The sequence below is a fragment of the uncultured Methylibium sp. genome, assembly GCF_902826655.1.
Taxonomy (GTDB): Bacteria; Pseudomonadota; Gammaproteobacteria; order Burkholderiales; family Burkholderiaceae_C; genus Methylibium.
In genome coordinates this window covers 49,821-73,730 of the sequence record NZ_CADEFR010000003.1, presented here as the reverse complement: position 1 = coordinate 73,730, position 23,910 = coordinate 49,821, and the positions used below count along the sequence as shown (strand labels likewise).

General features: G+C 70.5%; 20 protein-coding genes, 1 other RNA gene and 1 riboswitch. Of the genes, 16 read left to right on the top strand and 5 right to left on the bottom strand.

The features are described from left to right. Nucleotides 1–9: 9 nt before the first annotated feature. On the bottom strand, nucleotides 10–1,893 hold the full coding sequence (locus QZV97_RS02505) for a TonB-dependent receptor (protein ID WP_295637887.1): 1,884 nt from the start codon (nucleotides 1,891–1,893) through the stop codon (nucleotides 10–12). A 71-nt stretch (nucleotides 1,894–1,964) separates the two neighbouring features. Beyond that, a riboswitch (cobalamin riboswitch) is annotated at nucleotides 1,965–2,207 on the bottom strand. A gap of 48 nt (nucleotides 2,208–2,255) precedes the next feature. Here QZV97_RS02505 and QZV97_RS02500 point away from each other — a divergent pair. The 9 genes from QZV97_RS02500 to QZV97_RS02460 all read left to right on the top strand — a co-directional run bounded on the left by QZV97_RS02500 (nucleotide 2,256) and on the right by QZV97_RS02460 (nucleotide 8,486). After that, the gene (locus tag QZV97_RS02500; protein WP_295637884.1) at nucleotides 2,256–2,492 is read left to right on the top strand and encodes a DUF904 domain-containing protein; all 237 of its coding nucleotides are present in this window, start codon (nucleotides 2,256–2,258) and stop codon (nucleotides 2,490–2,492) included. Then, nucleotides 2,489–2,788: a cell division protein ZapA gene (locus tag QZV97_RS02495; protein ID WP_295637881.1), complete on the top strand. Its 300-nt coding sequence runs from the start codon at nucleotides 2,489–2,491 to the stop codon at nucleotides 2,786–2,788. Before QZV97_RS02500 ends, QZV97_RS02495 begins: the two co-directional genes overlap by 4 nt. A gap of 165 nt (nucleotides 2,789–2,953) precedes the next feature. Then, entirely contained in the window at nucleotides 2,954–4,555 is a 1,602-nt protein-coding gene (locus tag QZV97_RS02490) for an RHS repeat-associated core domain-containing protein (protein WP_295637878.1), read from the top strand. Nucleotides 4,556–4,568: 13 nt separating this feature from the next. Further along, nucleotides 4,569–4,943 carry a hypothetical protein gene (locus tag QZV97_RS02485; protein WP_295637875.1) on the top strand — a complete coding sequence of 125 codons (375 nt, stop codon included), beginning with the start codon at nucleotides 4,569–4,571 and terminating at the stop codon, nucleotides 4,941–4,943. Between the two features lie 378 nt (nucleotides 4,944–5,321). Next, nucleotides 5,322–6,548 (top strand): RHS repeat-associated core domain-containing protein, encoded by a 1,227-nt coding sequence (locus QZV97_RS02480; RefSeq protein WP_295637872.1) that lies wholly within the window; start codon nucleotides 5,322–5,324, stop codon nucleotides 6,546–6,548. Nucleotides 6,549–6,560: 12 nt separating this feature from the next. Beyond that, nucleotides 6,561–6,839: a hypothetical protein gene (locus QZV97_RS02475; protein ID WP_295637869.1), complete on the top strand. Its 279-nt coding sequence runs from the start codon at nucleotides 6,561–6,563 to the stop codon at nucleotides 6,837–6,839. A gap of 61 nt (nucleotides 6,840–6,900) precedes the next feature. Further along, nucleotides 6,901–7,082, top strand: a non-coding RNA gene (gene ssrS, locus QZV97_RS02470) — 6S RNA. Nucleotides 7,083–7,123: 41 nt separating this feature from the next. Further along, complete coding sequence (locus QZV97_RS02465) at nucleotides 7,124–7,588, top strand: EVE domain-containing protein (RefSeq protein WP_295637866.1); 465 nt, start codon at nucleotides 7,124–7,126, stop codon at nucleotides 7,586–7,588. Between the two features lie 88 nt (nucleotides 7,589–7,676). Beyond that, complete coding sequence (locus tag QZV97_RS02460) at nucleotides 7,677–8,486, top strand: sulfite exporter TauE/SafE family protein (RefSeq protein WP_295637862.1); 810 nt, start codon at nucleotides 7,677–7,679, stop codon at nucleotides 8,484–8,486. An 8-nt stretch (nucleotides 8,487–8,494) separates the two neighbouring features. Here QZV97_RS02460 and QZV97_RS02455 read toward each other — a convergent pair whose 3' ends face one another. Together QZV97_RS02455 and QZV97_RS02450 are read right to left on the bottom strand one after the other, a co-directional pair. After that, entirely contained in the window at nucleotides 8,495–9,499 is a 1,005-nt protein-coding gene (locus QZV97_RS02455) for a sensor domain-containing diguanylate cyclase (protein ID WP_295637859.1), read from the bottom strand. A 105-nt stretch (nucleotides 9,500–9,604) separates the two neighbouring features. Continuing rightward, nucleotides 9,605–10,879, bottom strand: coding sequence for an ANTAR domain-containing protein (locus QZV97_RS02450; protein ID WP_295637856.1), 1,275 nt, complete (start codon nucleotides 10,877–10,879; stop codon nucleotides 9,605–9,607). 200 nt (nucleotides 10,880–11,079) lie between these two features. On the opposite strand from QZV97_RS02450, the gene QZV97_RS02445 reads away from it, so the two are divergent. Beyond that, nucleotides 11,080–12,354, top strand: a complete 1,275-nt coding sequence (locus QZV97_RS02445; RefSeq protein WP_295637853.1) for an MFS transporter — start codon at nucleotides 11,080–11,082, stop codon at nucleotides 12,352–12,354. A 10-nt stretch (nucleotides 12,355–12,364) separates the two neighbouring features. On the opposite strand, the gene QZV97_RS02440 is transcribed toward QZV97_RS02445, so the two are convergent. Next, nucleotides 12,365–14,095: a bifunctional protein-serine/threonine kinase/phosphatase gene (locus QZV97_RS02440; protein WP_295637849.1), complete on the bottom strand. Its 1,731-nt coding sequence runs from the start codon at nucleotides 14,093–14,095 to the stop codon at nucleotides 12,365–12,367. Between the two features lie 80 nt (nucleotides 14,096–14,175). Between QZV97_RS02440 and nirB the strand changes: the two genes are divergently transcribed. The 6 genes from nirB (at nucleotide 14,176) to QZV97_RS02410 (ending at nucleotide 22,799) form a co-directional block, all read left to right on the top strand. Beyond that, nucleotides 14,176–16,617 carry a nitrite reductase large subunit NirB gene (nirB, locus tag QZV97_RS02435; RefSeq protein ID WP_295637846.1) on the top strand — a complete coding sequence of 814 codons (2,442 nt, stop codon included), beginning with the start codon at nucleotides 14,176–14,178 and terminating at the stop codon, nucleotides 16,615–16,617. Continuing rightward, on the top strand, nucleotides 16,617–16,997 hold the full coding sequence (nirD, locus tag QZV97_RS02430) for a nitrite reductase small subunit NirD (RefSeq protein ID WP_295637842.1): 381 nt from the start codon (nucleotides 16,617–16,619) through the stop codon (nucleotides 16,995–16,997). The genes nirB and nirD overlap by 1 nt, the downstream gene beginning before the upstream one ends. Before the next feature lie 7 nt (nucleotides 16,998–17,004). Then, nucleotides 17,005–19,794 carry a nitrate reductase gene (locus tag QZV97_RS02425; RefSeq protein WP_295637839.1) on the top strand — a complete coding sequence of 930 codons (2,790 nt, stop codon included), beginning with the start codon at nucleotides 17,005–17,007 and terminating at the stop codon, nucleotides 19,792–19,794. A 42-nt stretch (nucleotides 19,795–19,836) separates the two neighbouring features. Continuing rightward, nucleotides 19,837–20,808, top strand: coding sequence for a DNA-binding protein YbiB (ybiB, locus tag QZV97_RS02420; RefSeq protein ID WP_295637836.1), 972 nt, complete (start codon nucleotides 19,837–19,839; stop codon nucleotides 20,806–20,808). Then, nucleotides 20,792–21,562 carry a uroporphyrinogen-III C-methyltransferase gene (cobA, locus tag QZV97_RS02415; protein WP_295637833.1) on the top strand — a complete coding sequence of 257 codons (771 nt, stop codon included), beginning with the start codon at nucleotides 20,792–20,794 and terminating at the stop codon, nucleotides 21,560–21,562. Before ybiB ends, cobA begins: the two co-directional genes overlap by 17 nt. Before the next feature lie 112 nt (nucleotides 21,563–21,674). Next, nucleotides 21,675–22,799 (top strand): sterol desaturase family protein, encoded by a 1,125-nt coding sequence (locus tag QZV97_RS02410; protein WP_295637830.1) that lies wholly within the window; start codon nucleotides 21,675–21,677, stop codon nucleotides 22,797–22,799. A gap of 35 nt (nucleotides 22,800–22,834) precedes the next feature. Here QZV97_RS02410 and QZV97_RS02405 read toward each other — a convergent pair whose 3' ends face one another. Further along, nucleotides 22,835–23,857, bottom strand: a complete 1,023-nt coding sequence (locus tag QZV97_RS02405) for a catalase family peroxidase (RefSeq protein ID WP_295637827.1) — start codon at nucleotides 23,855–23,857, stop codon at nucleotides 22,835–22,837. Between the last annotated feature and the right edge of the window lie 53 nt (nucleotides 23,858–23,910).

Genomic DNA, 23,910 nt, shown 5'->3' with positions numbered 1-23,910 from the left:
GCGAGTGGATCACCACTTGGGCTGGTACTGCAGGCCGACGAAGACGCTGCGACCCGACTGCGGATAGCCGTAGACGGTCTCCCAGTCGCGGTCGGTCAGGTTCTCGCCGCGCGCGAACAGCTGCCACTCGGGCGTGAGGCGCCAGCGCGCGCGCAGGTCCAGCAGCGCGTAGCCGGGCAGGCGTTGCGCGCCGGTGTCGGGCCGCGCGGCACTGGCGCGCACGTCGGCGCCGATCTCCCAGGCGCCCAGCGGCCAGGTGATGCCGACGTTGCCGAAGCGCTTGGCGCGGCGCAGGCGCTGCTCGCCGGTGGCCTCGTCCTCGGGCTTCTGCAGCGTGAGGCTGGCGCGCCAGGCGATGCCCATCGCGTCGCCGTTGGCGGCGAGTTCCAGGCCGCGGTTGCGCGTGCGGGCGACGTTCTCGAAGCGGCTCGTGCCGAAGTCGTACTCGAACTCGTTGCGCACGCGCGAGCGGAAGGCCGTGGCGCGGACCAGGGTGCTGCCCTCGCTGTACTGCAGGCCGGCCTCGGCCGAGCGCGCGCGCTCGGGTTGCAGCTCGGGGTTGCCGAAGAAGGGCGCGTACAGATAGCCCAGCGGCGCGGCGTTGAAGGCGCTGGAGACGCTGGCGGTCGCCTTCCACGCGTCGGTGAAGGCGTAGCCGTAGCCCAGCAGACCGGTGGTGGCCGAGCCGGCGTCCTCGACGCGGTCGCGGCGCACGTTGAGCTGCAGGCTGTGTGCGCCGAGCTTGCCCTGCAGGCCGCCGTAGACCGCGTCGGCGTTGCGCTCGCGGTCGTAGCCGCCGCCGAAGCCGTCGACGACGTCGACCGACTGCTGCTGCCGCTCGAGCCCCGCGCTGACCGACCAGTCGCTGCCGAGCGCGACCTGGTTGGACCAGCCGAAGAGCCGCGTGCGCGACACGTAGCGGTCGTCGTAGCCGAAGGTGCCGGTCAGGTGGTTGCGGTTCTCGTCGCGCGTCTGCGACAGCGTGACGATGCCGCGCCAGTCCTGCGTGTAGCGGTTGTCGCTGGCGAGCGATACGGTGTCGAGCTTCGTGCGGCCGGTCTGCAGGTCGGCCGGCGTGTCGAAGGCGCTGTCGAAGTCGAAGCGGCCGTCGGCGTGATGCAGGCGCAGCGCCAGCGATTGCCCCGGAGCGAACTCGTGCGCCAGCGAGGCCCAGGCCGTCTGGTTGCGGTAGCCGTCGCGGTCGGGGTTGGCGGCGGGCAGGCGCGTCGGGTCGATGGCGGTGTGGCCGTCGGTGTCGTGGTAGCTCACGCCCCCGGCGATGGAGGTGCTGCCCAGCTTCGCGTCGGCCGAGACGCTGGCATGGCGCGTCTTCTCCGAGCCGCCTTCCAGCACGACGGTGGCCTTGGGCGCACCGCTGGCGCGCCGCGTGAAGATCTGGATCACGCCGCCGATGGCGTTGGACCCGTAGAGCGCCGAGACGTTGCCGCGCACGACCTCGATGCGCTCGATCGAGTCGAGTACCAGGTGCTCGAGGCTGACGGCGCCGCTCGCGTCCTGCTTGTTCATCGGCACGCCGTCCAGCAGCACCAGCACCTGGCGCGAGCTGGCGCCGCGCAGGTAGACGCTGCTGGCCTTGCCGCGCCCGCCGTTGTCGGCGAAGGCGAGGCCGGCCTCGCGCGACAGCAGCGCCGGCAGGTCCAGCGCCTGCGAGCGCTCGATGTCCTCGCGCGTCAGCACGGTGGTGAAGGGCAGCGCGTCGGACAGGCGCTGGTCGAAGCGGGTCGCGGTGACGACGACCGGCGAGAGCGTGGAGGAAGGTGGCGACGTCTGGGCCGAGGCCGAGAGCGAAGCGAACAGGGAAAGGCTGGCGCCGGCGATCTGGGTGAACGCGTGCGCCCGGCGTGCGCGAGGCACGAAGGCTGAGGAAGTCATGAGGAAGGACCACGGATAAGACAGCCGGCGCAAGCTTCCCCGCGAGCGCTGGCGACATGGCATGGACCCTTCGGACCACGCCCCCTGTTGGCCGGTATCCGGGCTGGCGGAGGCGACCCGTGCGACCTTCCCAGCCGCTTCTGGCGACCAGTGGTGTGTGCACACGAGCGGAGGCCTGGAACAGCACCTCGTCCGCTTACCGTTGCGGGGGCAGCGCAGGTTGGGTTCGACCCGGAAGGATCTCACCGCCCTGCTTCCCGTTTGACTGTGTCGGCGTGAACACCGACACGAGCACCAACGCGGCGGAGTGTAAATGCAGCCGGGGGCGGCCCCTACAATCGGCCACGATCGCGGGGAGAGGCATGGCCACCATCGAGGAACTGGCGGAACGCGTGGAGCGGCTGCTGCTGCGCCACGAAGAACTCCAGCGCACGCATGCGCTGACCGTGCAGCAGCTCGGCACGGTGACGGCCGAGCGCGACTCGCTGAAGTCGCGGCTGGCGGCCGCACGCCAGCGCGTCGACGCCCTGCTCGACCGGCTGCCGCTGACCGATCCTGCGGTCGCCGATGGCGCCGCCGAGGAAAAGACCACGCCATGAAGCAGCTCGAAGTCACCATCATGGGCCAGAGCTACATCCTCGGCTGCCCCGACGGCGGCGAGCGCGCGCTGCTGGAAGCGGTGGGCAACGTCGACCAGGAGATGTGCGCGATCCGCGACGCCGGCAAGGTCAAGGCGCGCGAGCGCATCGCGGTGCTGGCGGCGCTGAACCTGGCCTACGCGCTGGCTGAGCGTCCCGCGCCCGCACCCGCCGCCGACGGCGGCCGCCCCGTCGACGTGAAGGCGCTTGTCGCGCGCATCGACGAGGCGCTGGGGCACGACGGGCAGCTGCTCTGACGGTCGACGCGCATTCAAGCGCGTAGGGATACACGCCACATCGATCGGAATCCGCTCGCCCTGAGCTTGTCGAAGGGCCGATTCGGAGCGCGCCCCGCCCTTGGTTCTTGAGCAAGTGACACCTGGGACACGATCGGCCGGCCGACATCGCGCAGTTCGGGCGGCGTGACCGAGAGCTTCACCTACGACGAAGGCAGCTACGGTCGCGGACGGTTGACGCGGATGAACGACGCCACCGGCCAGACGACCTACGTCTACGGCGCCGCCGGCGAACTGGTGAGCCAGACCAGCACGATCTACGGCGTGGGCTACACCACGTCGTGGACCTACGACGCAGCCGGCCGCCTGTACGACATGAACTATCCCGGCGGGATGATCGTGCGGCACTCCTACGACGGCTACGGCCGACTGTCGGCCCAGGCGGCTCTCGTCTCGGGGGTCTGGCGAGGCACGGCCGACGCCTTCCTGTATCAGCCGGCCACCGAGCGGGTCTACGCCTGGCGCTACGGCAACGGCGTCGGCCGCCTGGCCACGCTGGACACTGACGGCAGGCTCACGCAGCTCAGCAGCCCAGGCATCCAGAACCTGACCTACGGCTACCACAACACCGACACGATGGCCTCGCTGACGGATGGCGTGGTCCCGGCGCTGAACGCGAGCTTCGGCTACGACGCGAACGACCGCTTGAGTTCGGTCTCGCGCAGCGGCGACGCACAGGGCTTCGGCTGGGACACGACGTTCAACCGCACCGCCCATACGCGCCAGGGGCAGACGTACAGCTACGCGCTGCACCCCTCGGCCAACCGCCTGGCCGCCTGGAGCGGCGCCGGCCAGTGGCGCAACCTGGGCTACGACGCGGTCGGCAACCTGTACAACGAGTCGCGCCACGACGGCACGCGCGGCTACGGCTACGACGCCTTCAACCGCCTGGCCGCGGTCAACGTCAACGGCAGCCTCGTCGGCGACTACCGCAGCAATGCCCTGAACCAGCGGGCCTACAAGGCTGCCGGCGGTACGACCCGGCGCTTCGTGTACGGGCCTTCGGGTGAGTTGCTGTACGAGGACGGGCCGCAACCCACGGCCTACCTGTGGCTGGCCGGCCAGCTGCTCGGTGTCGTACGCTCGGGCACCGTGTACGCCAGCCACAACGATCACCTGGGGCGCCCCGAGGTGCTGAGCAACGGCAGCGCCCAGGTGGCCTGGCGCGCCGCCAACGCAGCCTTCGACCGCAGCGTGTCGGTCGATGCGATCGGCGGGCTGAACGTGGGGTTTCCGGGGCAGTACTTCGACGCCGAGAGCGGGCTGTACTACAACTGGAACCGCTACTACGACGCCTCCACCGGGCAGTACACCCAATCCGATCCCATCGGGCTCGCGGGCGGGATCAATACGTATGCGTATGTGGGTGGGAATCCAGTTTCGAACACAGACCGGAATGGTCTCGGACCAGTTAGCTTCGTCGCTTGCTCGGTCATCAACGCAACTAAGCAAGTCGTTGACTTTCGCAGCAACGTTCAATCGCTAACCGAAGGAACAAGGGCTACGCGAGATCTACTCGACAAGGTCAACAAGGAGATCGCGGCTTGTCCAAGCAGCGATACAAGCCGGCTACAGGAGCTTGACGGCATACGGAAGAACCTCGCGAGCCAACTGGCTCGATCGACAACTGCTGCAACTGACGCTGGCAACTTCGGACTCCAACAGCTCGCGGAAGGACTTGTATGGGAAGGTGCGTGCGCATTGCTGCTGGTCCTGCCAGTGCCATAAGAGACCTACCGCGATGAAGATGCTCCCCGACTCAGTTTTCAGGCTTGCAGTTGTGCTGCTGGTCGTCATTTCGACAGTTGGTGCGATCTCCGCGACACAACGCTACTTCACGCTCGTAGCCTTGAGCGAATCACTCCAGTCGAAGCGAAGTCTTGAGGACTCATTCGTGCTGATGGTCAAGTCTGGATTGGCGACGACGAAAGTGGACGGCGTGCTCCTTAGGTCTGTTGAGGACGAGTCTGAGCAGCTCAGGGTGGTTCACGATTCGATTGCCAAGCTCGCATCGCAGACCCTGCGCTGGGAGCTTGTTGATGCATCACTTTGGACCTTGATGTTCGCGATTTCCTCAACTCTACTCATCGTGGGTCGACGCAGGAGTCGAACTTAGTGAGATGCGATCAATTTCGACTTCTGGGCACCATAGGGCTGGTTGCCGTGGCGTTCGGTATCGCCAAGGCAGGACGACTTGGTCTTGACTGGCTAGCCAGCACTTATCCCGAGTGGGCGGTTGTCATCGAGCACCTTGGCGGATGGCTCGTCGGACTTGTAGTAGTCATCGTGGTGCTGTTGCCCATTTTTCGTCTGTACGGCGTGTTCAATAGATCAGATTCCGAGACGGATGCGTAATGCAGTCTGATCTACGGCTGGCGGCTGGGCAGCGACCCAGTGAGCCCCGAGCAGATGGAGATCGCGCGGCTGCGCGCCGACGCAGCTCAGCAGCCCAGGCATCCAGAACCTGACCTACGGCTACCACAACACCGACACGATGGCCTCGCTGACGGATGGCGTGGTCCCGGCGCTGAACGCGAGCTTCGGCTACGACGCGAACGACCGCTTGAGTTCGGTCTCGCGCAGCGGCGACGCACAGGGCTTCGGCTGGGACACGACGTTCAACCGCACCGCCCATACGCGCCAGGGGCAGACGTACAGCTACGCGCTGCACCCCTCGGCCAACCGCCTGGCCGCCTGGAGCGGCGCCGGCCAGTGGCGCAACCTGGGCTACGACGCGGTCGGCAACCTGTACAACGAGTCGCGCCACGACGGCACGCGCGGCTACGGCTACGACGCCTTCAACCGCCTGGCCGCGGTCAACGTCAACGGCAGCCTCGTCGGCGACTACCGCAGCAATGCCCTGAACCAGCGGGCCTACAAGGCTGCCGGCGGTACGACCCGGCGCTTCGTGTACGGGCCTTCGGGTGAGTTGCTGTACGAGGACGGGCCGCAACCCACGGCCTACCTGTGGCTGGCCGGCCAGCTGCTCGGTGTCGTACGCTCGGGCACCGTGTACGCCAGCCACAACGATCACCTGGGGCGCCCCGAGGTGCTGAGCAACGGCAGCGCCCAGGTGGCCTGGCGCGCCGCCAACGCAGCCTTCGACCGCAGCGTGTCGGTCGATGCGATCGGCGGGCTGAACGTGGGGTTTCCGGGGCAGTACTTCGACGCCGAGAGCGGGCTGTACTACAACTGGAACCGCTACTACGACGCCTCCACCGGGCAGTACACGCAGTCGGATCCCATCGGGCTTCAAGGCGGGATCAATACGTACAGCTACGTTGTAGGAAATCCAGTGAGCTTCATCGACCACACGGGGCTAATGGGCTCGGGTGGTGGGGGTTCGGCTGGCGGCGGAAGGTGCGGCTGCTCGGCGGCCGGAGGCTCCTCACCAAAGGTGCCGACGCAGGCGCAGGCCGGTGACATCATCAGCAAGAGCATGGCCATCGGAGGCGGCGTGGGCGCTGTGAACGGGGCGCTCTTCGGAGCTGCGGCCGGTGCTTTGGAAGGCGCACATCTGGGAGCGATTGGTGGACTTGCGGTTGCTGATGCGACGTTCAGCGGAGCGGTTGTCGGCACCACGGTCGGAGCTGCCACGGGAGGCATCGTCAGCGGAGTTGCCCTCGGCAGCATCTACGTCGCCAATCGGTTCGGCACAGGCCCAGTAACGCGATCACGGGCGGGCAATCCAGTGCCTAGATCCGGCGCCAGCTGTCCATAAGGATTGCAACTCATGGGCGCGCTGACACGACTTGGTGACTACATATCGACTGAACAGGGGTTCCGAAGGGCCTCGCTCGTAGGATTCGGCATCCCTGCTGCAGCGATCGGTGCTTGGGTCTTTAGCGACTACGACGCTGCTTGGCTGCTGGTGATTCCTGGTGCAGCGATTGCCGCCTACGTTTGGGCGACCGTCATGTGGAAGCTCGTCTTCCGCGAGATCTTTGCTCAGAAGCAGGCAGCAGCTGGGAGAACTGGATCCCGGGTCCGCGACAAGCCAAGCGGGCATTGACAACGCCAGTAGGTCATGACCGTGCTGTCAAACGATAGTTGAGAACCCGGGCGTACACTCGTTTCGTCCGTCGTGTTCGCGGGAGTCTTATATTTCCTTGAACCGATGCTCTTACGAGCAAGGGCTTGGAACATCGCGATGCGGGCGTGATCGTCTCGCGTCAGATGAACCCGAAGCTTCGCTGACCTCGCCCACCTGAACTCCGGTTCAGGAATGCGGCTCTCGGCTCGCGGCGGACACCTTGTCCCGCTGCGCTCGCCTCCCGCGACCCACGCCCCCTGCCGATGGCCTACTGGTTGATGAAGTCCGAGCCCGCCGAGGAGTCGATCGACGACCTCGCCGCCGCTCCCAAGCAGACCCTGTCGTGGACCGGCGTGCGCAACTACCAGGCGCGCAACTTCATGCGCGACCAGTTCGCGGTCGGCGACGGCGTGCTGTTCTATCACTCGTCGTGCCCGCAGCCCGGCATCGCCGGCCTGGCCGAGGTGGTGTCGGCGGCGCATCCCGACGAGACGCAGTTCGACAAGAAGAGCAAGTACCACGACGCCGCCGCGACGCGCGCCGAGCCGCGCTGGTACGGCGTCGACGTGAAGCTGGTGCGCAAGACCCGGCTGCTGTCGCTGGCCGAACTGCGCGCCGAACCCCGACTCGCGACGATGCGCATCCTGCAGCGCGGCAACCGGCTGTCCATCACGCCGGTCACGCCGGCCGAGTGGAAGACCGTGCTGGCGTTGCTGGGCACGGCGTGAGCCGCGCGGGCCGAGCGCTGGGCCGCTCCCGAGCCGGCCCGCACCCCCGCGGGGGGTCGTGCGACGTAGTCGGCGCACGGGGGGCTCCATGATGCTGGACGTTGCGCTGGTCGCCGAGCTGCTGCTGCTCGGCGGCATCGGCGGCTTCCTGGCCGGCATGCTGGGCGTCGGCGGCGGCATGATCCTGGTGCCCTTCACCGCGCTGCTGCTCGAGGCACGCGGCTTCCCGGCCTCGCAGGTGCTGCAGGTCGCCATCGCGACCTCGCTGGCGATGATCTGCTTCACCTCGATCTCCTCGCTGCGGGCGCATCACCAGCGCGGCGCGGTGCGCTGGCCGCTGGTCGTCGCGCTGTCGCCGGGCATCGTGGTCGGCTCCATCCTCGGCGCCCAGGTCGCGAGCCGCCTGCCGGGCGCGCTGCTGAGCCTGGTGTTCGGCGGCTTCATCCTGGTGATGGCGACCAACATGCTGCGCGGCGGCGGTCGCGAGGGCACACGCGAGCTGCCCGGTCGGTGGGCCGTGGGTGCTTTCGGCGGCGTCATCGGCTTCGTGGCCTCGATGGTCGGCGCCGGTGGGGCCTTCCTCACCGTGCCCTTCCTCAGCGCGCATCGCGTCCCCATGCACCACGCGGTCGGCACCTCGGCCGCGGTCGGCCTGCCGGTGGCCCTGGCCGGCACCCTGGGCTATGTGCAGGCCGGCTGGTCGGCGAGCGGACTGCCGCCCGGCACGCTGGGCTACATCTACCTGCCGGCGCTGGCGGTGCTGTCGGTGGCCAGCGTGCTGGCGGCGCCCTGGGGCGCCCGCGCGGCGCATCGCCTGGACACCCGGCAGCTCAAGCGGGCCTTCGCCGTGCTGTTGTACGGCATCGCGGCCTTCATGCTCGTGCGCGCGCTGCGCTGAACGACGAGTCAGGCCTTCGGCTGCGCCGCGCCGAAGGCGATGCTCGCCAGCGCCACGTGGTTGCCGCCGCGCTGCTGCGCCTGCTGCAGCGCGCCCTCGGCGGCCTGCAGCAGGCCGGCCTGGGTCTGCGCCGTGTGCGGGAAGCTGGCCACGCCCATCGACACGGTGAAGCGCAGCGCATCGCCGCCGCGCGCGACGAGCTGGGTCGCGCACTGGCGCCGCAGGCCTTCCATGCGGGCGTGCGCCGTGGCGAGCCCGACGCCCGACAGCAGCACCGCGAAGCGTTCGCCCTCGAGCCGGCTCGGCGCGTCCATCGCGCGGGTGTTGCCGCGCAGCAGGCCGCCCAAGGCCTCGAGCACGCGCGCCCGGCCGTCGGCGTCGTGCGGCGGGCTGCCCTCGGGCGCGGCATCGACGGTCACGTAGACGATCGCGAACTCGCGGTGCTCGCGCATCGACAGGTCGATCTCGCGGCCGAGCTGGTCCCAGAACTGATCGCGCTGCACCAGGCGCGTGGCGCTCTCGCGCGGCGCGCGGCCCTCGACCTCGCCGCGCAGGGATTCGACGGCGCGCTGCTGGGTCTCGAGCTGCTGGAGCGCGTCGCGCAGTTCGGCCTCGCGCCGGCGCAGCACGCTGGTGTCGAGCCACACGCCCAGCAAGGGACGGCTGCCGTCGGCCTGCGCGGCGAGCGGCACGCGCACCGCGGACAGCTCGCGGCGCTGCCCGCCCAGGTCGACCTGGTGCTCGGCCAGGCTGGCGGCAGGCTGTTGCATCGCGCCCTGATCGGCGGCGCGCAGCGCGCTGGCCACCGCGTGCGGCAGCAGCTCGGCGTCGGTCTTGCCGCTGGCCCCGCCGGCCGTCGCGCCGAGCAGCACATGCCCGACCGGGCTGAGGTGGAGGTAGCGGCCGTCGGCGTCCTTGACCCACCAGGCCAGGCCCAGGCTGTCGAGCGCCTCGGCCAGACCCTGCGACAGGCCGGCCGGCAGCGGCGGATGCGGAACGCGGGGGTCGGACATGGTGGGACCCCGAGGCCGAACTGCGCCGAAGGGGGCCCGGGAATCATAGCCCTGCCATCGATGCGCGCATCCCCAGCTTGAAGGCCCGGCGCGCGGCCGGCAGCCTCAGCCGATCAGCAGCTGCATGCTGCGCTCGTAGCGCTCGGTCAGGTCCTCGAAGCGCTCGAGCAGCGCCTCGCTGCTGGCGGCCAGCAGGCGTCGGCCCTCGGCCTGCCGGAGGCGGCGACGCCCTTCGAGCAGTGCGGCCCAGTCGCGCGACGCGTGGTCCAGGGTCGCGACGATCTCCGGCGTGCCCAGCGGCAGGGCGCGCAGGCCGTCCAGCGCGCGCTCGAACTCCAGCGCCGTCTGCTCGGCCGCCGCACGGGCCTGCGCGGCCGGCTCGCCTTCGAGCAGCTCGCCCAGCAGCACCTGCTTGGCGAGGCGCTGGCCGCGCATGCGCTGGCGTCCGCAGAGGTTGATGACGTGCAGCGTGCCGCCGAGGCCGGCGGCCTCGAGCGCGGCCACCAGCTGGTCGGCGCGCTCGAGGCCGCGCTCGGCCAGCGCGTCCAGCGTCGGCAGGTCGGCGCGCGTCGAGGCCGGCGCGACGGCAGCGGCCAGCGCCTGCCAGGCGTCCTTCAGCGCGCCCAGCAGGTCGCCGAAGGTCGCGCGCGACAGCAGCCGGTCCAGCGCCGCCAGGTTGGCCTCGGCGCGCGCGGCCGCGACGGCCAGCAGCGAATGCGCCGCTGCTGCATCGACGTCGGCGACGACCAGCGCGCGCAGCATCACCACGCGCTGCGACAGCATGCGCAGCTGGCCGGCACGGTTGACCGCCTCGCCGTACAGCGCGCTGTCGATGACCTGCCGCGAGACCTGGCCGACGCGCTGGTTGGCATGCATCGACGCCGTGCGCAGCACGCGGAAGGCCTCGTCCTCGCTGATCTGCCCGGCCCGCATCAGGATGCCCTTGGCGCGGTCGACGAGCTTGCGTTCCTCGAGCCGCTGGCTCAGGACGTCGAGCGCCGCCTGGCGCTCGCGATCGCGCGCGAAGCGCAGCTGCGCGAGCTGCACGACCGCGCGCAGCCGCTCGCGCGCATAGCCCTGCGCCACCCACTCGTGCACGCCGGCACGCAGCGCACGCTCGGCCGCCTCGACCGAGCTGTCCTGCGTGAAGACGACGACCGGCAGCGGCTGGGTCGCGGCCAGCGCCTCCAGTGCCGCGGTCAGCGCCGGGCCGGGCCGGGGTTCCCAGCAGACCACCACGTCGGGGCTCAGCCGCAGTGCATCGCGCACCATCATGCTGCACTGCGACACGGGCAGCGCTTGCAGCCCCGCAGCCCGCAGGTCGTCGGCCAGCGGCGGTGCCGAGGCGTCCGAAACGACGGGGAGCACGGTGATGGACATGGGCAGGCGCTTTGGCAACCAATAGCACGGACCAAGCCATTGTCCCCTCGCTGGCACGCATGTTGCGACCGCTCGCGCATCGGGTGTGACGATGCACCCGGGCCGGGCGAACCGCACCGCCGGCCGGGCGCACGCCGACGTGCGCCGGATGTGCCTCCCTGCCGCGCCTTCGGGCCGCGGCGCAGCGCCCACGGGATGCCATGTCCAAGTTCAGCAGCTTCGCACGCGCCGGCCACTGGCCGACGCTGTTCGCCGCCTTCCTCTATTTCGACTTCTGCTTCGCGATCTGGGTGCTGAACGGCGCGATGGCGCCCTTCATCAGCGAGACCTACGGCCTCGACGCCGCGCAGAAGGGCTTCATGATCTCGGTGCCGATCCTGGCCGGCGCGCTGATGCGCTTTCCGCTGGGCGTGCTGTCGCAGTACATCGGCCGCAAGAACGCCGCCATGGTCGAGATGGCGCTGATCATCGCGGCGCTGGCCTTCGGCTTCACGTTCGTCGACAGCTACGACAGCGTGCTGGCGATGGGCGTGCTGCTGGGCATCGCCGGCGCGAGCTTCGGCGTCGCGCTGAGCCTGGGCAGCGGCTGGTATCCGCCCCGGTACAAGGGCCTGGCGATGGGCATCGCGGGCGCCGGCAACTCGGGCACCGTGCTGGCGGTGCTGTTCGCGCCGCCGCTGGCGCAGGCCTTCGGCTGGCAGACGGTCTACGGCCTGGCCGCCGGCACCATGCTGCTGCCGATGGCGGTGATGTGGTTCTGCGCCAAGGAGCCGCCGGACCGCGAGCACCAGACGCTGCGCGAGCACGTCGCCTGCCTGTTCGAGAAGGACGGCTGGGCCTTCAGCCTGATCTACATCGTCACCTTCGGCGGCTTCATCGGCCTGGCGAGCTTCCTGCCGACCTACTTCCACGACCAGTTCGGCGTCACCAAGGTGCAGGCCGGCCAGCTGACGATGCTGGCGACGCTGATGGGCTCGGCGGTGCGCGTGCTCGGCGGCTGGATCTCCGACCGCGTCGGCGGCATCGCGACGCTGTCGGGCGTGCTGGTCGCCGTCGCGGTCACGCTCACGGCCTGCGGCTTCGCCGGCGGCTCGCTGGCGGTGACGACGCTGCTCTTCATGCTGTGCTTCGCCGCGCTGGGCGCCGGCAACGGCGCGCTGTTCCAGCTGGTGCCGCTGCGCTGGCCGCTGACCACCGCGGTGGCCGGCTCGATGATCGGCGAGATCGGCGCGCTGGGCGGCGGCTTCCTGCCCAACGCGATGGGGCTGTCCAGGCAGTACGGCGGCAGCTACCTGTGGGGCTTCCTGTCGTTCACGCTGCTGGCGCTGGCCATGCTGGTGATGTTGCGCATCCTGCAGATCCGCTGGACCCGAACCTGGGCTGAAAGGGGGGGCAGAGCCCCCGCGCTCCGCCCGGGGGGCGGTCACTCATCGCTCCCGCGGGCCCCCTCCGCGAGGGGATTCCAGCATGAGTGACGAGTTCTCGCTACCGCGGCAGCCACAGCAGCCAGACGAGCAGCAGGGCGTTGAAGAGCAGCGAGAGGACGAGTCCTGCCTTCCACAAGGCCATCGGGTCGCGCTGGATCAGCGGCGTGGCGGGCGGCGCAGCGAGCGTGCGCGAGGCGCCGCGCTCCAGCGCGAGCAGCAGTTCCTCGGCGGTCTCGAAGCGCTGCCTGGGGTCGCGCGCGACGGCCTTGGCCAGCAGGTGGTCCAGCCAGATCGGCACGTCGGGCCGCAGGCGCGACGCGGGCGGCGGATCGTGCCGGTAGCGACCCGACTGGTAGGGCTCGATCTCGCCGTAGGGCAGCCGGCCGGTGAGCCAGCGGTACAGCGTGACGCCGAGCGCGAACAGGTCGCTGGCCGCATCGGCCGGCGCGCCGTCCCACTGCTCGGGGTTGATGTAGCTCGGCGTGCCGGCGTGCAGATCGCGCTGCGCGGCCGGCTCGCGGCCGGACAGCGCGACGCCGAGGTCGAGGATGCGCCAGCGGCCGTCGTCGCCGCGGTGCAGGTTGCCGGGCTTGATGTCGCGGTGGATCACGCCGTGGCGGTGCAGCCGGCCCAGCGCCTTGGCCACCTGGGTCGCGCCGCCGACCAGGTCGGTCACGGCCACCGGGGCCGGCACGGCCAGCATCTGCTCGAGCGTGCGGCCGCCGTGCCAGTCGAACACCGTGTACAGCGCGCTCGGCTCGGCCAGCTCGTGCACCCGCACGAAGCCCGGGTCGTCGCCGGCCGCCGGCTTGCGGCTGCCGACGTAGCGCTCGGTCAGGCGCAGCCCCAGCCAGGCCTCGTGGGCCAGCATGGCGCGCTCCTCGGGGTCGCTGGCGCGCGACTCGTGCAGGGTCTTGATCGCCACCAGCTCGCGCTGCGCCGACGCGGTGGCCCGCGCCTGGTAGAGCCGGTGCACGCCGGTGTCGGCGACCAGCGCGGTGACGGTGTAGCCGTCCAGCACGTCGCCGACCTTCAGACGCGGCGGCACCGGCAGGCGGCGGCCGCGCAGCAGTTCGTCCTCGAGCCGGGCCGCGTCGAGCTCGCGCACCACGATGACGAGCGCGGTCGCGTTGTCGGCGCCGCCCGCGCCACGGGCCGCCAGCGCCGCGTCGACCAGCGCCTCGCTGGCCTGCTGCGCCCCGCCCTCGCCGGCCAGCGCAGCCAGGCGGCCGGCCGCCAGGGCGCCGTGCACGCCGTCGCTGGTGAGCAGGTAGCGGTCGCCGACCTGGACCTCGCCCTGGGCGTAGTCGATGCGCACCGCGTCGTCCAGGCCGATGGCGCGCGTCAGCCGCGATTGCAGGTCGGGGTGGTCGAAGCGGTGGTCGTGGGTCAGCTGCATCAGCTCGTGGCCGCGCAGGCGCCAGGCGCGGCTGTCGCCGACGTGGGCGATGGTGACGCCGTGACCCTCGAGCGCCAGCGCGGTCAGCGTCGTCATGGCCGTCGCGCCGCCGCCCTTGGCGTTGTGGGCCGCGAGCCAGGCGTTCTGGGCGCCGACCAGGCGGTCGAAGACCACCGTCGTCTCCCAGGTCGCGGGCGCGGCGAAGAAGTCGGCCAGCAGGCCCATCACCGTGGTCTGCGCCGCCTCGCGGCCGCGGCCGCCGGCCGACACACCGTCGGCGATGGCCGCGATCAGCCCGCGGCCCGGCTCGCGCAGCGCGCCGGCGAAGTCCTCGTTGTGCTCGCGCCCCCCGCGCCGGCTGGTGTGACCGATGTCGACGTCGAAACTCATTGCGACATTGTCACTGTCGCCATCGTCGGCCGAGGTGCTGGCACCCGCTTTGCTATGAACCGCTCGATCAGGAGCCTCGCATGAAGAAGATGAAACTGGTGATGGTGGGCAACGGCATGGCCGGCGTGCGCACGCTCGAAGAGCTGCTGAAGATCGCGCCCGACCTGTACGACATCACGGTGTTCGGCGCCGAGCCCCACCCCAACTACAACCGCATCCTGCTGAGCCCGGTGCTGGCCGGCGAGCAGACGGTCGACGAGATCATCCTCAATCCGCTGTCGTGGTACGCCGAGAACGGCATCACGCTGCATGCCGGCCGGAAGGTGGTGGACATCGATCGCGTCAAGCGCATCGTGCGCGCCGACGACGGGACCGAGGCCGAGTACGACCGCCTGCTGATCGCCACCGGCTCCAACCCCTTCATCCTGCCGGTGCCGGGCAAGGACCTGACCGGCGTGATCGCCTACCGCGACATCGCCGACACCGAAACGATGATCGAGGCGGCCACCAAGTACCAGCACGCGGTCGTCATCGGCGGCGGCCTGCTGGGCCTGGAGGCGGCCAACGGCCTGATGCTGCGCGGCATGCAGGTGTCGGTGGTGCACATCATGCCGTGGCTGATGGAGCGCCAGCTCGACGACGTGGCCGGCAAGCTGCTGCAGAAATCGCTGGAGGACCGCGGCCTGAAGTTCCTGATCGGCGCGCAGACGCAAGAGCTGATCGGCGACAAGGACGGACGGGTGATGGCGGTGCGTTTCAAGGACGGCAAGGAGATCCCCGCCGACCTGGTGGTGATGGCCGCGGGCATCCGCCCCAGCACCGAGCTGGCCGAGAAGATCGGCATCCATTGCAACCGTGGCATCGTCGTGACGGACACGATGCAGACCGTGACCGACCCGCGCGTCTACTCGGTCGGCGAGTGCGCGGCGCACCGCGGCATCGCCTACGGCCTGGTGGCGCCGCTGTTCGAGCAGGGCAAGGTCTGCGCGACGCATCTGGCGCAGTTCGGCATCGGCCGCTACACGGGCAGCCAGACCTCGACCAAGCTCAAGGTCACCGGCATCGACCTGTTCAGCGCCGGCAACTTCATGGGCGGCAAGGACCACGAGGAGATCGTCATGAGCGATCCCTACGGCGGCGTCTACAAGAAGCTGGTCATCAAGGACGACAAGCTGGTCGGCGCCTGCCTCTACGGCGACACCGTCGACGGCAGCTGGTACTTCAAGCTGCTGCGCGAGGGCCGCCCCATCGGCGAGCTGCGCGACAAGCTGATGTTCGGCGAGGCCGGCGCCGGCATCGGCGACGTTGGCCACGAGGGCCACACCAAGGCCGCCGCGATGCCCGACGACGCCGAGGTCTGCGGCTGCAACGGCGTCAACAAGGGCACGATCTGCAAGGCCATCAAGGAGAAGGGCCTGTTCACGCTGGAGGAGGTGAAGAAGCACACCAAGGCCAGCGCGTCCTGCGGCTCCTGCACCGGCCTGGTCGAGCAGATCCTGATGTTCACCGCCGGCGGCGACTACTCCAGGGCGCCGACCAAGAAGGCGATGTGCGGCTGCACCGACGCCAGCCACCAGGAGGCGCGCGAGCTCATCAAGTCCGAGCACCTGCTGACCATCGACAGCGTCTACAAGCGCCTGGGCTGGCGCACGCCGAACGGCTGTTCGTCGTGCCGGCCGGCGATCAACTACTACCTGATCAGCAGCTGGCCGAAGGAAGCCAGGGACGACCCGCAGTCGCGCTTCATCAACGAGCGCAGCCACGCCAACATCCAGAAGGACGGCAGCTACAGCGTGATCCCGCGCATGTGGGGCGGCGAAACCACGGCCGACGAACTGCGCCGCATCGCCGACGCGGTCGACAAGTACAAGATCCCGACCGTCAAGGTCACCGGCGGCCAGCGCATCGACCTGCTGGGGGTGAGGAAGGAAGACCTGGCCGGCGTCTGGAAGGACATCGGCATGCCCTCGGGCCACGCCTATGCGAAGGCGCTGCGCACCGTGAAGACCTGCGTCGGCAGCGAGTGGTGCCGCTTCGGCACCCAGGACAGCACGCAGATGGGCAAGGACCTGGAGCGCGCGATGTGGCGCATGTACGCGCCGCACAAGGTCAAGTTCGCGGTGAGTGGGTGTCCGAGAAATTGCGCCGAGGCCGGCATCAAGGACGTCGGCATCATCGGCGTCGACTCGGGCTGGGAGATGTACGTGGCCGGCAACGGCGGCATCAAGACCGAGGTCGCGCACTTCCTCGTCAAGCTCAAGACCGCGGAAGAGGTGCTCGAGTACACCGGCGCCTTCTGCCAGCTCTACCGCGAGGAAGGCTGGTACCTGGAGCGGACCGTGCACTACGTCGGCCGCGTCGGACTCGACTACGTCAAGAAGAAGATCCTCGACGACGCCGCGGGCCGCAAGGCGCTGTGGGAGCGGCTGCAGTTCAGCCTGGACGGCGAGCCGGACCCGTGGTTCGAGTTCGACAAGGCCGCCGTCGATACGCGCCAGTTCACGCCGGTGGGAGCGCAGTGATGAGCGAGTGGAAGAAGATCTGCCGGGTCGACGAGATCCCGAGCCTGGGTGCGCGCCGCGTGGCACGCGACGGTGCCGTCGCGGTCGCGGTGTTCCGCAACGCCGACGACCAGGTGTTCGCGCTGCTCGACCGCTGCCCGCACAAGGGCGGGCCGCTGTCGCAGGGCATCGTCTTCGGCACCTCGGTCGCCTGCCCGCTGCACAACTGGACCATCGGCCTGGACGACGGCTGCGCCAAGGCGCCCGACGAAGGCTGCACGCCGAAGTTCGCCTGCAAGGTCGAGAGCGGCGAGGTCTTCCTCGATGCGGCCGAGCTGGCCGGCAAGGCGCTGGATCTAGCCGCCCCCGTGGCCGGGCCGAAGCTCAAGACCACGGCCTGAGAACTCGATGCGCGAGACACGCTCCACCTGCCCGTACTGCGGCGTCGGCTGCGGCGTGGTCATCGAGTCGCAGGGCACGCAGATCACCGGCGTGCGCGGCGATCCGGAGCATCCGGCCAACTTCGGGCGGCTGTGCACCAAGGGCAGCACGCTGCACCTGACGGCGTCGAAGGCGATCACGCTGCAGACGCGGCTGCTGCGCCCGATGCGGCGCGCGGCCCGCGGCGCGGAACCGCAGCCGGTGAGCTGGGACGCGGCGCTCGACGAGGCCGCGGCGCGCTTCGCGCAGGTGATCGACGCGCACGGCCCCGACGCGGTCGGCTTCTACCTGTCGGGCCAGCTGCTGACCGAGGACTACTACGTCTTCAACAAGCTCGCCAAGGGCCTGATCGGCACGAACAACGTCGACACCAACTCGCGGCTGTGCATGTCCAGCGCGGTGGCCGGCTACAAGGCCACGCTCGGCGCCGACGCGCCGCCCGCCTGCTACGACGACCTCGCGCATGCGAACACGATCTTCATCGCCGGCAGCAACGCGGCCTGGGCCCACCCCATCCTGTTCCGCCGGCTGGAGGACGCGCGTGCCGCCAACCCGGCCCTGAAGCTGATCGTCGCCGACCCGCGACGCACCGAGACCGCCGAGGTCGCGGACCTGCACCTGCCCCTGCTGCCCGGCACCGACGTCGCGCTGTTCCACGGCCTGCTGCACCTGCTGCTGTGGGAAGGGCTGACCGATGCGGCCTGGATCGCCGCGCACACGACCGGCTTCGAGGCGCTGCGCGACCGCGTGCGCGACTACACGCCCAGGCACGTCGCCCAGGTCTGCGGCCTGAAGGAAGACGACATCGTGCAGGCGGCGCGCTGGTTCGGCCAGAACACCCCCACGCTGTCGCTCTACTGCCAGGGCCTGAACCAGAGTTCGAGCGGCACCGACAAGAACGCCGCGCTGATCAATCTGCACCTCGCCACCGGCCAGATCGGCAAGCCGGGCGCGGGTCCGTTCTCGCTGACCGGCCAGCCCAATGCGATGGGCGGGCGCGAGGTCGGCGGGCTGGCCAACCTGCTGAGCGCGCATCGCGATCTGGCGAACCCGCGGCACCGCGCCGAGGTTGCCGCGCTGTGGGGCATCGCGGACGTGCCGGCCGTGCCGGGCAAGAGCGCGGTCGAGATGTTCCAGGCCGCGGCCGACGGCGAGATCAAGGCGCTGTGGATCAGCTGCACCAACCCCGCCCAGTCGATGCCCGACCAGGCCACCGTGCGCCGCGCGCTGGAACGCTGCGAGTACGTCGTGCTGCAGGAGGCCTACGCGACCACCGCGACCGCCGCCTACGCCGACCTGCTGCTGCCGGCCACCACCTGGGGCGAGAAGGAAGGCACGGTCACCAACAGCGAGCGCCGCATCAGCCGCGTGCGCGCCGCGGTGCACGCGCCCGGCGAGGCGCGCCACGACTGGTCGGCCGGCGTCGACTTCGCGCGCCGCCTCGAGGCGGCGCTGCCGCGTCGGCGCGCCGACGGCAGCAGCCTGTTCCCCTACGCCACGCCCGAGTCGGTGTGGAACGAGCACCGCGAGAGCACGCGCGGCCGCGACCTCGACATCACGGGGCTGTCCTACGCCGCGCTCGAACGCGCGCCGCAGCAGTGGCCCTGTCCCGAGGGCGAGTCCGCGGGCCGCACCCGGCTCTACGAGGACGGTCGCTTCCCCACCGCCGACGGCCGTGCCCGCTTCGCCGACGCGCCCTACCGCGCGCTGGCCGAGCCGCGCGACGCGCGCTACCCGGTGTCGATGACGACCGGCCGGCTGCGCGACCACTGGCACGGCATGAGCCGCACCGGCACGCTGGGCCGCCTGTTCGGCCACGTGGCCGAGCCGGGCATCGAGCTTCATCCGCAGGAACTCGCGCGCCGCGGCTGGGCCGACGGCCAGCTGCTGCACGTCACCTCGCGCCGCGGCTCCATCGTGCTGCCGGTGCGCGGCAGCGAAGCCGTGCAGCCCGCCCAGGCCTTCGTCGCGATGCACTGGGGCGAGGAGTTCGTGTCCGGCCGCAGCGCGATGGGCGTGCCGCTGGCCGGCATCAACGCGCTGATGCCGAGCAGCTACTGCCCGCAGTCGAAGCAGCCCGAGCTGAAGCACGCCGCCGTCAAGCTGCTGAAGGCCGAGCTGCCGTGGCAGCTGGTGGCCGCCGCGTGGCTGCCCGAGGACGAAGCGCTGCAGGCACTGCAGGCCTTGCGCGCGCTGATGCCGGCCTTCGACTACGCGCACTGCGTGCCCTTCGGCCGCGAGCCGCATGCACGCGGCGTGGTGGGCGTGCTGCTGCGTGCGGCGGCGCAGGAGGCGGCCGCGCCCGAGATGCTGGCGCAGGTGGAGGCGCTGCTCGGCATCGCCGGGCCGCAGGCGCTGCGCTACGTCGACCGCAAGCATGGCCAGCACCGTGCGATGCGCGTGCTGGCCGGGGAGCACGGCAACGCCCGCCTCGAGGCCTTCGTGCTGGCCGGCGACGTGCGCGCCGAGGCCTGGATCAAGGCCCTGCTGACCGACGAGCTGCCGGCGCAGGCCTACGGCCGCGCGCTGCTGCAGCCGGGCGCGAAGGCCCCGATCGCGGTGGCGCCGCGCGGCCGGCAGGTGTGCTCGTGCTTCGACGTCGGCGAGCCGCAGATCCTGGAGACGCTGTCGCGCGCCGAAGGCCCGCCCGACGCGCGGCTGGCGCAGCTGCAGGCCGCGCTGAAGTGCGGCACGAACTGCGGCTCCTGCCTGCCTGCGCTGCGCGGCCTGGTGCGCGCCTCGATGCAGGCCGCCTAGGGCCTTCTGCCTCACGTGGCCCGGGACTTGCGAAACTCGACCATGGGCATCGCTCACTACCTCAAGGAAATCGGCCGCGGCAAGGAAGGCGCCCGCTCGCTGTCCGAGGAGCAGGCACGCGACCTGATGGACCAGGTGCTGGACCGCCAGGTCAGCGAGGCCGAACGCGGCGCCTTCGCCATCGCGATGCGCATCAAGGGCGAGAGCACCGAGGAGCTCGCCGGCTTCACCGCGTCGGCGGCGGCCCGAAGCCTCGAGATCGGCAGCGATGCCGCGGACCGCGATGCGATGCCCATCGTGCTGCCCTCCTACAACGGCGCGCGCAAGCTGCCCAACCTGACCGCCCTGCTGGCGCTGCTGCTGGCGCAGGAGGGTCTGCCGGTGCTGGTGCACGGGCCGCTCGGCGACCCCGCGCGGGTCACGACCTACGAGCTGTTCAAGGCGCTGGGCCTGCCGATCGCCCACGACGCGGCCGATGTGCGAGCCGCCTGGGCGCGCCACGAGCCGGTCTTCATGCCGACCGCGTCGCTGTGCCCGCCGCTGGCCGCGCTGCTGGACCTGCGCTGGCAGCTGGGCCTGCGCAACCCCGGCCACACGGTGGCCAAGCTGCTGACGCCGCGCGGCACGCCCTGCCTGCGCGTCGTCAACTACACGCACCCGGAGTACGCGCTGTCGCATGCGCGCTTCCTGCAGCACTGCGGAGCGCATGCGTTGCTGATGCGCGGCACCGAGGGCGAACCGGTGGCCGACGCACGCCGGCTGCCGCGGCTCGACGTCCATATCGGCGGCAGCCTGCGGCCCGAGCTCGGCTGCGCCGGCACCGAGGGCGCGCTGCTGCAGCTGCCGCTGCTGCCACGCGTCAACGACGCGGCGTCGACGGCGGTCTACATCCAGTCGGTGGTGAGCGGCGAGACCCCGCTGCCCGGCCCCCTGGAGGAACAGGTGGATGTCCTGCTGCGTGCCCACCGCGCGATGAAGCTCCACGAAGCCCATGTCCATGAACGCTCTGCCTGAAACTCATCCGGTCTGGCTCGTCGGCGCCGGCCCCGGCGACCCGGAGCTGCTGACGCTGAAGGCGCTGCGCGCGATCCGCCGCGCCACGGTGCTGCTGGTCGACGACCTGGTCGACGACGCGGTGCTGAAGTGCGCGCGCCGATCGGCGCGCATCGTCCACGTCGGCAAGCGCGGCGGCTGTCGCAGCACGCCGCAGACCTTCATCGAGCAGCTGATGCTGCGCGAGGCGCTGGCCGGCGAGCGCGTGGTGCGGCTCAAGGGCGGCGACCCCTTCGTCTTCGGACGCGGCGGCGAGGAGGCCGAGTTCCTGCGCGCGCACGGCGTGCAGGTCGAGGTGGCCAGCGGCATCACCGCCGGCCTGGCGGCGGCCACCGCACTGGGCGTGCCGCTGACGCACCGCGACCACGCCCACGGCGTGATCCTCGTCACCGGCCACCCGCGCGACGCGGACGCGGCGCTGCACTGGCGCACGCTGGCGGCCGCCGCGGCCCAGGGCCTGACCCTGGTGATCTACATGGGCGTGGCCGAGGCGGCGCGCCTGCAGCACGAACTGCAGGCGGCACTGCCCGGCAGCACGCCGGTCGCGATCGTGCAGCACGCCAGCCGGCCGGCGCAGCGCAGCGCCGTCACGACGCTAGGCGGGCTGGTCGCCACGCTGGAAGCCGAGTCGCTCGGCAGCCCGTCGGTGATCATCGTGGGCGACGTGCTGCGCGGCCTGGCCAGCCTGCCGGCGGCCGCGCAGCTCGCGGCGTGAACGGCTGCACGGCCAGCGCCTCGCGTCGGCCTCTGCGCGCGCCCGGCCGACCCGGGCGCCCCCGCAGAATCGCGGCATCGTCCCCCGGGGTCGCCGCGCCATGCCCGTGCCCATGCTCGACAAGCTCCAGCGGCTCGCCGCGTCGCACGGTGCCCTGCGGCGCGGCCGCGGACTGGTGTCGGGCGTCGTCGCGCTGTCGCTCGCGATCCTGTGCTTCCTGGGCGTGCTGGCCTTCCACTTTCCCGAGTACCTGACGACGCCGCAGCTGCGCAAGGCCTACGACGTCGATGTGCTGCGCCAGCTGATGTACTGGTCGATGGTCGTCGCCGGCGGCATCGCGCTGTTCAACATGGCCTTCGGCCGCGTGCGCTGGCTGTCGGCCGGCAGCTTCGTGCTGGTCGGCCTGTCGCTCGCGCTCGGCGGCCACAAGGTGCCGGTCGGCGACTTCGCCGAGGGCACGCCCTACATCGGCCTGGACTGGTTCATCCTCGACCTGCTGGGCTCGGCGCTGATCTTCGTCTTCGTCGAGAAGCTGTTCGCGCTGCGCAAGGACCAGCCGGTGTTCCGCCCCGAGTGGCAGACCGACTTCCATCACTTCATCGTCAACCACATGCTGGTCGGCTTCATGCTGCTGGCGACCAACCTGCTGGTGCACCAGTTCTTCGGCTGGGCCGCGCACGACGGCCTCCGCGGCTGGGTGCAGGGCCTGAACTTCTGGGTCGCGCTGTTCCTGATCGTGCTGGTGGCCGACCTGGTGCAGTACGGCGCCCATCGCGCCTACCACGAGCTGCCGCTGCTGTGGCGACTGCACGCCGTGCACCACAGCGTGAAGACCATGGACTGGATGGCCGGCTCGCGCCAGCACCTGGTCGAGGTCATCATCACGCGCACGCTGGTGCTGGCGCCGATCGTCGCGCTGGGCTTCAGCAAGGAAGTGATCGACGCCTACATCGTGATCGTCGGCTTCCAGGCCGTGTTCAACCACGCCAACGTCAGCGTCACGCTCGGCCCGCTGCGCTACGTGATCGTGACGCCCAACTTCCACCACTGGCACCACGCGCAGGACGACGAGGCGATCGACCGCAACTACGCGGCCCACTTCGCCTTCATCGACCACCTGTTCGGCACCGCGGTGCAAACCGACCGCCCGTGGCCCGAGCGCTACGGGGTGCAGGGCGACGGCGTGCCGGACGGGTTCTGGAAGCAGTTCCTCTTCCCGTTCACCCGGAAGGCCTGACCCGCCCCCGTCGCGGCACCGCCATCCGAAGTCGCCTACTGCTGCTTGGCGCCCTCGGTCAGGCGACGGCCCAGCGACACCGCATAGGGCGCGGCGCGGGCGGCGATCATCGGATCGGCCGACGGCAGCACGCCCTTGGGCATGACGTTCGGGTCGAAGTTGATGGTCAGGCACTCGCCGCCGGCGTCTTCCGACACGCCGGTGATCCTGAGGGCCCCCAGGGTGACCTTCCTGCGCCCTTCGGGCAGCGGCGTGGTGGCGCTGTCGATCCTGTCGCCGGGCTGGGCAAGCTCGAGGTTGAAGTTGAACGCCACCTTGCCGTCCTTGACGCGGGCGCGCAGGTCATCGAACAGGAACGTGCCGCCCTTGGCCTTGGCCTCGTCGTCGGTCAGGCCCTGCACGCCACCGACCGGTTCGAAGATCCACTTGCCGAACTGCTTGTCGCCCTTGGCGTTGACGAAGCCGAAGGCGTGCACGCCCCAGTAGTTGACCGTGCCGAAGCTGGCCGGCACCGGCTGCGACGCGAAGTACCTGCCTTGCAGCAGCACCTCGGGGTTGGCGTCGGCGAAGGCCTTGACCTTGGCCGGATCGGGCGCCTTGGTGGCCGGATCGGGTTGCAGCGACGCGACGCGCCCCAGCATCTGCTCGGGCGACGATGCGCCGAACACCGGCGAGTTGATGTTGCCCATCAGCCAGGTCTCGCCGCCGGGCAGGCGGAACTGCAGTGCCATGTTGCGCTGGCTCTTGCCGTTGTCGGCCGCCTTGGGGTTGGCGCCGCCGACCGAGAAGCGGGCCACGACCGGGATCTTGGCGCCGCTGAAGACCGTCGCGGTGGACAGGCCGCGCGCGTCGGCGCTGCCGATGAACTCTCCCGTGGCGCAGATGCCCTTGGCGCCCGACCGGCGGTAGCCCGCGAACTTGCCGTTGGTGGCCTCGAACTGGTCGACCATGGTGACGGGGTTGACCTGCGGCACCGCCGGAGGCGGCGCTTCGGGGGTCGCGCAGGCCGCCAGGACGAGGACGGCGGCGGCAACGGCGGAAAGAGTCGGCTTGTTCATGAAGGCTCCCGTGGAGAAAGGTTCGAGTGCGCGAGAAGCGCGCTTCGGCGCAC

Excerpts from the sequence above, each read along its gene's own strand:
- cobA (WP_295637833.1), top strand. The coding sequence starts at position 20,792 with ATGAACGCTCTGCCTGAAACTCATCCGGTCTGGCTCGTCGGCGCCGGC.
- QZV97_RS02480 (WP_295637872.1), top strand. The coding sequence starts at position 5,322 with ATGGCCTCGCTGACGGATGGCGTGGTCCCGGCGCTGAACGCGAGCTTC.
- QZV97_RS02450 (WP_295637856.1), bottom strand. The coding sequence starts at position 10,879 with ATGTCCATCACCGTGCTCCCCGTCGTTTCGGACGCCTCGGCACCGCCG.
- nirB (WP_295637846.1), top strand. The coding sequence starts at position 14,176 with ATGAAGAAGATGAAACTGGTGATGGTGGGCAACGGCATGGCCGGCGTG.
- QZV97_RS02465 (WP_295637866.1), top strand. The coding sequence starts at position 7,124 with ATGGCCTACTGGTTGATGAAGTCCGAGCCCGCCGAGGAGTCGATCGAC.
- QZV97_RS02505 (WP_295637887.1), bottom strand. The coding sequence starts at position 1,893 with ATGACTTCCTCAGCCTTCGTGCCTCGCGCACGCCGGGCGCACGCGTTC.
- QZV97_RS02445 (WP_295637853.1), top strand. The coding sequence starts at position 11,080 with ATGTCCAAGTTCAGCAGCTTCGCACGCGCCGGCCACTGGCCGACGCTG.
- QZV97_RS02425 (WP_295637839.1), top strand. The coding sequence starts at position 17,005 with ATGCGCGAGACACGCTCCACCTGCCCGTACTGCGGCGTCGGCTGCGGC.
- QZV97_RS02460 (WP_295637862.1), top strand. The coding sequence starts at position 7,677 with ATGATGCTGGACGTTGCGCTGGTCGCCGAGCTGCTGCTGCTCGGCGGC.
- QZV97_RS02485 (WP_295637875.1), top strand. The coding sequence starts at position 4,569 with ATGAAGATGCTCCCCGACTCAGTTTTCAGGCTTGCAGTTGTGCTGCTG.
- ybiB (WP_295637836.1), top strand. The coding sequence starts at position 19,837 with ATGGGCATCGCTCACTACCTCAAGGAAATCGGCCGCGGCAAGGAAGGC.
- QZV97_RS02410 (WP_295637830.1), top strand. The coding sequence starts at position 21,675 with ATGCTCGACAAGCTCCAGCGGCTCGCCGCGTCGCACGGTGCCCTGCGG.
- QZV97_RS02475 (WP_295637869.1), top strand. The coding sequence starts at position 6,561 with ATGGGCGCGCTGACACGACTTGGTGACTACATATCGACTGAACAGGGG.
- QZV97_RS02500 (WP_295637884.1), top strand. The coding sequence starts at position 2,256 with ATGGCCACCATCGAGGAACTGGCGGAACGCGTGGAGCGGCTGCTGCTG.
- QZV97_RS02495 (WP_295637881.1), top strand. The coding sequence starts at position 2,489 with ATGAAGCAGCTCGAAGTCACCATCATGGGCCAGAGCTACATCCTCGGC.
- QZV97_RS02405 (WP_295637827.1), bottom strand. The coding sequence starts at position 23,857 with ATGAACAAGCCGACTCTTTCCGCCGTTGCCGCCGCCGTCCTCGTCCTG.
- nirD (WP_295637842.1), top strand. The coding sequence starts at position 16,617 with ATGAGCGAGTGGAAGAAGATCTGCCGGGTCGACGAGATCCCGAGCCTG.
- QZV97_RS02455 (WP_295637859.1), bottom strand. The coding sequence starts at position 9,499 with ATGTCCGACCCCCGCGTTCCGCATCCGCCGCTGCCGGCCGGCCTGTCG.
- QZV97_RS02440 (WP_295637849.1), bottom strand. The coding sequence starts at position 14,095 with ATGAGTTTCGACGTCGACATCGGTCACACCAGCCGGCGCGGGGGGCGC.